Genomic DNA, 6,991 nt, shown 5'->3' on the forward strand with positions numbered 1-6,991 from the left:
CCCCCTACTTGCACCGTTAATGCTGGTGATAATGATATTATTATTGATTATGGTGTAATATCCCCCTCTTTTATTCCTGCTGAGGAAAATTACGCACTAGGAGCTAAGAGTGCCAATATCAAAATATCCTGTGACGCAAGCAATTATTTAACACTTAAGGTATCAGATACTTATAAAACAAGTTCAACAGATTCAGCGAAAATTAGCGTTTTTGGATTAGTTAATGCAAAAAATACAGAACAAGAGATTGGTGGATATATAATTGATGTCATTGATATCAAAGTTGATAATAAACGAGCTTATTTAGGAAGAGTGGCAGATAAGATTTGGACTGGATCGTCTGCAACTATTTTTAAAGATACCTTAACAGCGTTAACTAGTGAACCTCAAGCCCAGGTTGATAAAAACAATTTAAAACTTATAGCTGGAAAAGTGTTTAATGCAAAAATACAAATAGGAGCTTATAACGAAAGTAGGTATGCGTATATTTTATCAAGAAAAAAATTGGCACAAAACAATATCGATTTAACTGATAGAATTGATTATATAGGTGAAGCTGTTTTTACTTTTAACTTTGGTGTCTAAATTTCAAAATCATTGATAATCACAATATAATATATGTTAATTTTTATTGTGATTATCTTGTGTTATCAACTTATCTATAATGCTGTGTACTGATCGTGCTGATACCTAAAAACCGCCAATCAACCCTTCAGCTAAACTTAATCACATGCCAATAAGAGAGTAATTACTATAACGATAACAAAAAAAGAATCCCCCTCTTTCGTCAAAAGCGTGAGGAAATATCTCTATTTTCGTTAATCCAAACTCTGCACTCTAACTATTTTTATTAATATAAATTATCAGTATTAATACTTAAAATATGACACAACAACCAAAAATAATTAACTTTAAAAAATATCTTTTAGCGAATTATTTTCAATAAAAACAAAACACAAACATATCTATATATCACATCAATAAAAATAAACCTTCCCCTTAAAGTTAGAGACTAAATAGCTATAATAATCAACTATATTATTTAATTACTGCTACGATTATTTTAGTAATAAAAACGCCTAATTGTGATAGTGATTGGAAGAAATAATAAGAAAGTTATCTATACTAAACTAATATCAAATTTTAAGTATCAAAATATTAAAGGAGTTTGACGAAATGATACGATGTGTTCGCTTATGGACCGGAGAAGATGGTAACTCTTTATTTGAAGAAGGTATCATCGAATTTAAGGATAGTTCACGAGGTGATAGTGAAAGTTTGCCAATTGCTGTTTCAGAGTTATCGTTTAGAGAAACAACTTCGGGTGGTTCATATGATTGGCATCAAGATCCCGTTCCTCGTTATGTTATTACGTTATCAGGAACATTAGAGTTTGAAACAAAAGATGGCTCAACTTTTATCATTAAACCCGGTGATGTGTTGTTAGCGCAAGATAACAGTGGCACTGGTCATAAATGGCGTCTTATGGATGATGAACCTTGGCGACGAGCTTATGTTGTTTACAAAGAAGATGCAGGATTATGTTTTAAACCTACCAAAACAACTAAGTAATTGGGGTCTGTATGAATAAAACTATTAGTGAACATGTAGATGTCGCGCTCATTGGTGCTGGCATTATGAGTGCAACACTTGGCACACTTCTTAAAGAACTAGAGCCTAATTTAAAAGTCGCGATGTTTGAAAGACTTAATGATTGTGGTCAAGAAAGCTCTAACTCATGGAATAACGCGGGAACAGGACATGCTGCTAACTGTGAGCTAAATTATACGCCACCAAATCCTGACGGCACCGTTAATATCAGTAAAGCGTTAGAAGTGAACACCGAGTTCGATTTATCGCGCCAATTATGGTCTTATTTAGTAACAAAAGGAAAAATTGCCGATCCGCGTGATTTTATTCATGCTTGCCCTCATATGAGTTTTGTTTGGGGTGCAGATAACGTTAAATTCCTTCATCAACGCTATCGCCAAATGTCTGCCAATCACTGTTATGAAAATATGCAATACAGTGAAGACAAACAGCAAATTGAAGATTGGGCGCCATTAATTATGGAAGGGCGTGATCCGAATCAACAGCTTGCTGTCACCCGAGTAGCTACTGGTACTGATGTCGATTATGGCGCATTAACACATCTATTAGTTAAGCAACTTTCTCAACAAGATAATTTTGAGTTGCACTATAAACATGATGTTATTGATATCAAAAGAAATGAGACTGGTGGTTGGAATATCGAAGTTAAAGATCTCACCACCCATGATAAATACCTAATTACAGCTAAATATGTATTTGTTGGTGCCGGTGGACGCGCTATCGATTTACTCCAAAAATCAGGTATTCCAGAAGGTAAAGGCTACGGTGGTTTCCCTGTTAGTGGTATTTGGCTACGTTGTGATGAAGATAAAATCAGCTCTCGCCATCATGCCAAAGTTTATGGAAAAGCAGATGTAGGCTCACCACCGATGTCTGTCCCCCATCTTGATACTCGTATTATTGCAGGTAAACGCTCCCTACTCTTTGGCCCCTATGCTGGATTTTCAAGTAAATTTTTAAAACACGGCTCCTATTTAGATTTATTTGAGTCAATTCGCCCCAGCAATATTGAACCTATGCTAGATGTCGCGAAAGATAACTGGTCATTAACTGAATATTTAATTGGTCAAGTATTACAAACGTCAGCACATCAATTTGAAATGCTTAAACAGTTCTATCCTCAGGCTCAACATGAGGATTGGCAAGAAGCTGTTGCAGGTCAACGAGTGCAGATTATTAAACCCGCAGCTAAACATCATGGCGTATTAGAGTTTGGTACTGAGCTAATTAGTAGCGCAGATAAATCATTTTCAGTGTTATTGGGGGCATCACCTGGCGCTTCTACAGCAGCATTTATTGCCATCAATATCATTAAATCTTGCTTTAAGCAGCAACTTGAAAATGAGGGTTGGGAAGATCGTCTTAAAACGATTATTCCAACTTATGGTATTGATCTCAAAATAGATGCCGATGCTTGTCGTAATATTCGTGCATCAACGGCTAAGATATTAAAATTAGAAACACCTTAGTTATATCTTACCGATAAAAATAAAACAGACCGGAAATTAAAGGTCTGTTTTATTTTTTATTTGCATCGTTATTATTAATTACCCTTTTCCAAGTAAATACACTTAGGAAAATTACATCATTTCTACAATAGTGATACCACCAATAATAGAAAGTAATGAACATAACGTACTTAATAATACAGTGCCCGTTGCCATATCAGCATAGGCCTTATTTGTAATAGCTAAAGCAGGCACCGCTGTTGCAGTAGGCAATACACCAATTAGAAAGACGGCTTTTAATAATTCAGTTTCTAATCCAAGTGCAAATCCCGTTCCTAAAATTAATGCCCCTTGTACAACATTCTTTATTATCACATTAAAAACAATTTCAGTATTAACTTTGAGTTTGAGCCCTGAAATTAATAGTCCTAAGAAAAATAATGCTACACCACCAGATGTTTTCCCTATTTCATTCACTGAGTTTTGTAAAATCTCTGGTAGCTTAACGCCGAAAATAGCTAGCATAGCCCCCAAAATAGGCAGGAAAACTAATGGCTGAGAGATAGCATTAAGCAATGACTGTAAAATGCTTTTTCCTTGTTTGGCACCACTAATGATCATGATAGTAAAAGGTAAAATAATTACCGTGTAGATCAAATTTCCCACCACCATAGCAATCAAACCAGATGAGCCGACTGTTGCCAGTAATACTGGTGGTCCACAATAAGCCATATCAGGAAATGAAACCGATAATGCCTGCATTGCTGAGTTCTTTTTATCATGTTTAAAAAAGAACTTGCCGCCTAAAAAACCAATAAGATAAGAAACAATTAATCCTACCGCGAGAGCTAATAGATAGTCGATATTAAAGAAAACCGACGGAGAAGCTTGGGTTGCCGCTAAAAAGAGTGAAAAAGGCAGAGCAATTTTAACGACAAAATCAGCAAAGGCTTGTGAATACTCTCTTTTAATAAATCCATATTTACCGGAAAGCCAGCCAACTAAAAGCCCCAAGATAATGGGCCCCAGCGCTGCTAAAATGGTTTGTAGTAACATATTACCTCTGGTTGCTTAATATAGTGTCCCCACTTTATTCAATGGCTATAACTGATAACAAAATAGTTATCTATTATATGAATAAAGTAAAAATATTCGTATTATTACCTAGTAATAAAAATTAGAACATTTTAATTATCGGATATATTTAAAATCATTCAAATGATAAATAACAATATTACTTCACAATGATCAACAGGATACTTTATTGAGTAAACTAAACAGGGAGATAAACCAACACGACAATTAGAATTTTAAGTATTTTTACTTAAAATAAACCTAACAATGGTAATAAACAGATAATAAAAGAATAGTTTTTGAATAAGAAATAAAATAGGTAGCAATAAATTAAACCATATGGAAATGATTAATCGAGCTTATTTTAATATATATGACAATGATATATTGCGTTTTTCAGCCTAAGGACACTGTTTAGGCACATCATTTAGCTGTTGATGCTGTTGCTCAAAGAGCACTTTTTTCTTATCTGCTTCTTTGATTATTTTTAATATATAGATACTATCAAAATCACCACTTTCCCATTTAGGAATAGCTTTTGGATCACCACCAAATTGCGCCACAATATCTCTTACTACTTTAACTAAATTATCATGCTCCCAAGCAATAAAAATGACTGAATTCTGATATTCTTCGCTCAGCAGTTTATTACGTAATGGGTCTATCTCTTTGGCATGGTAATTTAAATGGATTGGCAGTGATGTTTTCACCGCAAGAGGTGTTAAAGTTTGAAGAGAGCGTAATGAATTTCCAAGTTTATTTTGTTTTGGTGCTGCAGCAAATAACGCATCAGGCTGACCAAATTGTGTTATCAATCGATTAGGTAGTGCTAGCGCACGATTTAATCCCTGACAACTTAATTGTCCGCTATCATTATCAGGCTTTTCACCATGACGGATAAATACCAGCGTTTGTTCTGAATAAGCCATAAGATTAAATCCATATAAAATGAGGCTCAAAAAGATAATGATATAGCGCATATAACACTCCTTTTGAGCCGTTTAATTTTCAGCCAAAGACTTTGGTTAGATGTGCTTTATATTCTACAATATCTTTCTCAATATTAGGCTCTTTAATCACGTTGTTGGTCATAAAAGTAGGCAGCTGAGATAAACCAAGAAATTGTTGTGATTTATGAAAAGCAAAATAGACACCATCAACCCCTCGCCCATCAAAGAAATTACCAAATTCATTGAAAGCTTCAATAGGGGCATTCCAAGTCACGGAGATCATATATTGCTTACCTTGCAACAATCCCCCGCTACCATATTGTTTGCTTGGATCATGACGAGTACGTCCATCGTTTTCATATAGTTTGCCGTGACCATAAGTATAGACTTCATCCATATACTTTTTCACTTTCCATGGCATCATCATCCACCAGCCCGGCATCTGATAAATAATAGTATCAGCCCAGATAAATTTCTCTATCTCTTCGTTGATATCATAGCCTTCTTCAATTTGTGTTTCTTTTACCTGATGCCCTAATGTCTCTAAATGTGCCAGAGCGATATCATGTAATGTACGGTTTAATTGTCCTGCAGAATGCCCAAAATTTTGTCCACCATTAATAAGTAGAATATTCATATTTACTCCTAATTTTCTTACTACTAAATATTTAATATGAGCTATTTTAACAGAAAATAAACGGATGCACTTCAGGGCAAAAAATCACCAAAAAGAGACACTGCAGTATTAATCACTTTTATCGAAACAGAATAAACCAACAATAAGTTAAAAATGCTAAAAAAGTAGCCATTAATCACTGTGTATTTCAATAAAGTGGATTATTGCTTTTATCGCAAAAGTCTATTGTTTATTGTCTACTTTATTGCCTAAATTGAGTTAATTAACGATAACGCTGGTGGATACTAGTGACTTACTCCTAGTTTATTTATAAATCAAAAAGTATGCTCTTACTGATTGTTGTTTAACATCCTTGTCAGCATAAAACATCTCAATATTGTATGAAATTGCGACTCATAATGAATCGCTTTTTGATTTAATCGCTGTTCAACACTGCTAATCACAATCACCATACAGATGCTTTTTATAAACAACATGGCTATTTTTCACTCTGAGCATAAAATAACCTCAAATGTTAAATCCTAAAACATTGCTAACATAACTTATGAGATTATTTATCAACGATAAATATTTTTATCAGCTGATCTTGCTTTTTATGGGCGTTATTTTCAATCTCTCGGACTTTATAAGCGATCGTACTTAACGCGATTTCAAATAAACAAGCGTCAAAGTCTGTAGAAAAAACAAGCAGCAAAAACAGAATAAACCTGATAGTTAAGTGGCAGAAATTTTCGCTACTTGCACCCGATAACAAAGAAATAATAATAAGCGGAAAAACAGATAAGTGAGTGAAAATGATATGCTGACAATTTTCTAGTGTATGTATTATTTCCTCTTTGTTAATACCCTAACAATAGTCGTTTTAGTCACAATTAAAAATAGAGAGTAATAATAAGACATCCCTTTTTTTGGTATATATGACGATTTTTTATTAAGAAAAAAGCAGATCTCGATCACTATTTTAACTTTAGCTATATTTACTAGCCATTCAATATTTACAGCATTCTTATCTAATCACTTGTTTAAATATTAATTATCACACTGATTTGTAATACAAATAATTTACCTATTATACTAGTAATATCATAATGTAACATAAAAAAGAACTTCATCACTGATAGTAAAGTGTCAACTAAACAATTTGTATAATATTATCTTTTCTTTATGAATTTTGAATGACTAATATATCTAACATTAATCATATTCTTATTTGTTGGAACAAAGCAATATAAAATAAATTAGCGTTTATTTTTTATCATCTTTATTTTCCA

At 33.5% G+C, this 6,991-nt stretch carries 6 protein-coding genes; 3 read left to right on the plus strand and 3 right to left on the minus strand.

What is annotated here, in order from left to right; genetic code table 11:
* The 3 genes from AACU95_RS15615 to mqo all read left to right on the plus strand — a co-directional run.
* On the plus strand, positions 1-585 hold a 585-nt coding region (locus tag AACU95_RS15615; protein ID WP_161737042.1), incomplete at its 5' end, for a type 1 fimbrial protein.
* Between the two features lie 591 nt (positions 586-1,176).
* Positions 1,177-1,572 (plus strand): cupin domain-containing protein, encoded by a 396-nt coding sequence (locus AACU95_RS15620; RefSeq protein ID WP_004243954.1) that lies wholly within the window; start codon positions 1,177-1,179, stop codon positions 1,570-1,572.
* Positions 1,573-1,583: 11 nt separating this feature from the next.
* Entirely contained in the window at positions 1,584-3,080 is a 1,497-nt protein-coding gene (gene mqo, locus AACU95_RS15625) for a malate dehydrogenase (quinone) (RefSeq protein ID WP_004250418.1), read from the plus strand.
* Positions 3,081-3,191: 111 nt separating this feature from the next.
* Here mqo and AACU95_RS15630 read toward each other — a convergent pair whose 3' ends face one another.
* The 3 genes from AACU95_RS15630 to AACU95_RS15640 all read right to left on the minus strand — a co-directional run bounded on the left by AACU95_RS15630 (position 3,192) and on the right by AACU95_RS15640 (position 5,720).
* Positions 3,192-4,115 (minus strand): AEC family transporter, encoded by a 924-nt coding sequence (locus tag AACU95_RS15630; protein WP_004243956.1) that lies wholly within the window; start codon positions 4,113-4,115, stop codon positions 3,192-3,194.
* A gap of 419 nt (positions 4,116-4,534) precedes the next feature.
* Positions 4,535-5,113: an ATP/GTP-binding protein gene (locus AACU95_RS15635; protein ID WP_036895432.1), complete on the minus strand. Its 579-nt coding sequence runs from the start codon at positions 5,111-5,113 to the stop codon at positions 4,535-4,537.
* A 28-nt stretch (positions 5,114-5,141) separates the two neighbouring features.
* Positions 5,142-5,720 (minus strand): NAD(P)H-dependent oxidoreductase, encoded by a 579-nt coding sequence (locus AACU95_RS15640; protein ID WP_049236994.1) that lies wholly within the window; start codon positions 5,718-5,720, stop codon positions 5,142-5,144.
* Between the last annotated feature and the right edge of the window lie 1,271 nt (positions 5,721-6,991).

Origin of the sequence: Proteus sp. G4415 (assembly GCF_963896075.1) — a bacterium.
GTDB classification, from domain to species: Bacteria; Pseudomonadota; Gammaproteobacteria; order Enterobacterales; family Enterobacteriaceae; genus Proteus; species Proteus mirabilis.